The organism is Variovorax sp. FG153, assembly GCF_057809595.1.
Map to the genome: position 1 here is coordinate 1 of NZ_JBMDKG010000105.1, position 2,107 is coordinate 2,107.

2 protein-coding genes and 1 pseudogene are annotated in these 2,107 nt (G+C 65.0%); all 3 read right to left on the minus strand.

The genetic code is table 11. From position 1 onward, the window contains the following. The coding region (locus ACODT0_RS42245) for an ABC transporter substrate-binding protein (protein ID WP_489044029.1) at window positions 1-644 on the minus strand (644 nt) is incomplete at its 3' end. Window positions 645-700: 56 nt separating this feature from the next. Then, a complete protein-coding gene (locus ACODT0_RS42250; protein ID WP_489044030.1) occupies window positions 701-1,897 on the minus strand; it encodes an ABC transporter substrate-binding protein in 1,197 nt (398 codons plus the stop codon). A gap of 76 nt (window positions 1,898-1,973) precedes the next feature. Beyond that, window positions 1,974-2,107: pseudogene (locus tag ACODT0_RS42255) on the minus strand (ABC transporter ATP-binding protein); the annotation flags it as partial.

Sequence of the window (2,107 nt, forward strand, 5' to 3'; positions counted from 1 at the left end):
TGCGCCTGCAGCAGGAAGGACGAGAAGTCGGAGGCGTTGAGCGGATGCTTGACGCTGCCCACCACGGTGCCGCCCTTCTCCTTCACCACCTTCGCGGTGTCGGCCTCGAGCGCGGCGCCGAAGGCGTAGTCGGCGGTCAGGAAGAACCAGTTCTTGCCGCCGTTCTCCACCACGGCACCGCCCGTGCCCTTGGCGAGCGCGACGGTGTCGTAGGCGTAGTGCACGGTGTAGGGACTGCACTGCTCGTTGGTGAGCGCCGAGGTGCCGGCGCCGTTGACCACGAACACGCGCTTCTTCTCCTGCGCCACCTTGGCCATCGCGAGACCCGTGCCCGAGTTGGTGCCGCCGAACAGCATGGTCAGGCCCTGCGTGTCGATCCACTCGCGCGCCTTCGAGGCCGCGATGTCGGCCTTGTTCTGGTGGTCGGCGGTCAGCAGTTCGATCGGCAGGCCGTTGACCTTGCCGCCGAAGTCGTCGATGGCCATCTGGATCGCCACCGCGCCATTCTTGCCCTCCACGTCGGCGTAGAGACTGGACATGTCGGTGACGAAACCGATCTTGACCTTGTCCTGCGCCTGGGCGGCGCCCGCCGCCACGAAGGCGGTGGCGAGCAGACAGGCGGAAGCGATGGCGCTGCGTTTCATGGGAGTGATCCTCGTGGTGGTCTCGTGTTCTTCGGCGGGGCGGTCTCAGGCGCTCTTCACTTCCAGAGCGCGCACTTGGTTTCGGCCTTGGTCGTGAAGACCTGGTCGCCCGGCAGCGTCTTGAGCACCTTCAGGTAGTCCCAGGGCTTCTTCGACTCGGACGGCGACTTCGCCTCCACCAGGTACATGTCGTGGATGAAGCTGCCGTCGGCGCGGATCTGGCCCTTGCCGTAGAAGTCGTCGATCTTCATGCTCTTGAGCTGCGCCATCACCTTGTCGGAGTCGGTGGTCTTGGCGGCGGCCACGGCCTTCAGGTAGGTCATCGTGGCCGAGTAGTCGGCGGCCTGCACGTCGGTCGGCATGCGCTTGGTCTTCTCGAAGAAGCGGTTGGCGAACTTGCGCGTGTCGTCGTTGAGGTCCCAGTACCAGCTCGTGGTGTGCAGCAGGCCTTCGGTGTTCTTCAGGCCCAGGCTGTGGATGTCACTGAGGAACACCAGCAGGCCGGCGGTCTTCATCGTCTTGTTGATGCCGAATTCCTTCGCGGCCTTGATCGAGTTGATCGTGTCGCCGCCGGCATTGGCCAGGCCCAGGATCTGCGCCTTGGAGTTCTGCGCCTGCAGCAGGAAGGACGAGAAGTCCGAGGCATTGAGCGGATGGCGCACCGAGCCCACCACCGAGCCGCCCTTCTCCTTCACCACCTTGGTGGTGTCGGCTTCGAGCGCATGACCGAAGGCGTAGTCGGCGGTCAGGAAGAACCAGCTCTTGCCGCCGCGGTCGACCACCGCCGCGCCCGTGCCCTTGGCCAGCGCGACCGTGTCGTAGGCGTAGTGGATGGTGTAGGGGCTGCACTGCTCGTTGGTCAGCACCGAGCTGCCCGCGCCGTTGTTGAAGTAAACGCGCTTCTTCTCCTCGGCCACCTTGGCCGTGGCCAGCGCCACGCCCGAGTTGGTGCCGCCGAAGACCATGGTCACGCCGGCGGTGTCGATCCATTCGCGCGCCTTCGAGGCGGCGATGTCGGCCTTGTTCTGGTGGTCGGCGGTCAGCAGCTCGATCGGCTGGCCCAGCACCTTGCCGCCGAAGTCGTCGATGGCCATCTGGATGGCGGTGGCGCCACCCTTGCCTTCGAGGTCGGCGTACAGGCTCGACAGGTCGGTGACGAAGCCGATCTTGACCTTTTCCTGGGCCTGCGCGCCGGTGGCTGCGAGGGCGAGGACGGCGATGGCAGCTGCGATGAGGCCGAGTTTCTTTTGCATGCGAAGTCTCCTGAAAGAATCTTTGTGAGATGAGGACGGGAACGTCGGGGTCTTGTGGACGGGAGGGGAAAGGGGTTCAGACGCCGAGCAGCTCGTTGAGCACGGGCATCTTGGCTTCCAGATCCGCGGCGCCGAACTTCTCGACGATGCGGCCATGCTCCATCACGTAGAAGCGATCGGCCAGCGGCGCCGCGAAGCGGAAGTTCTGCT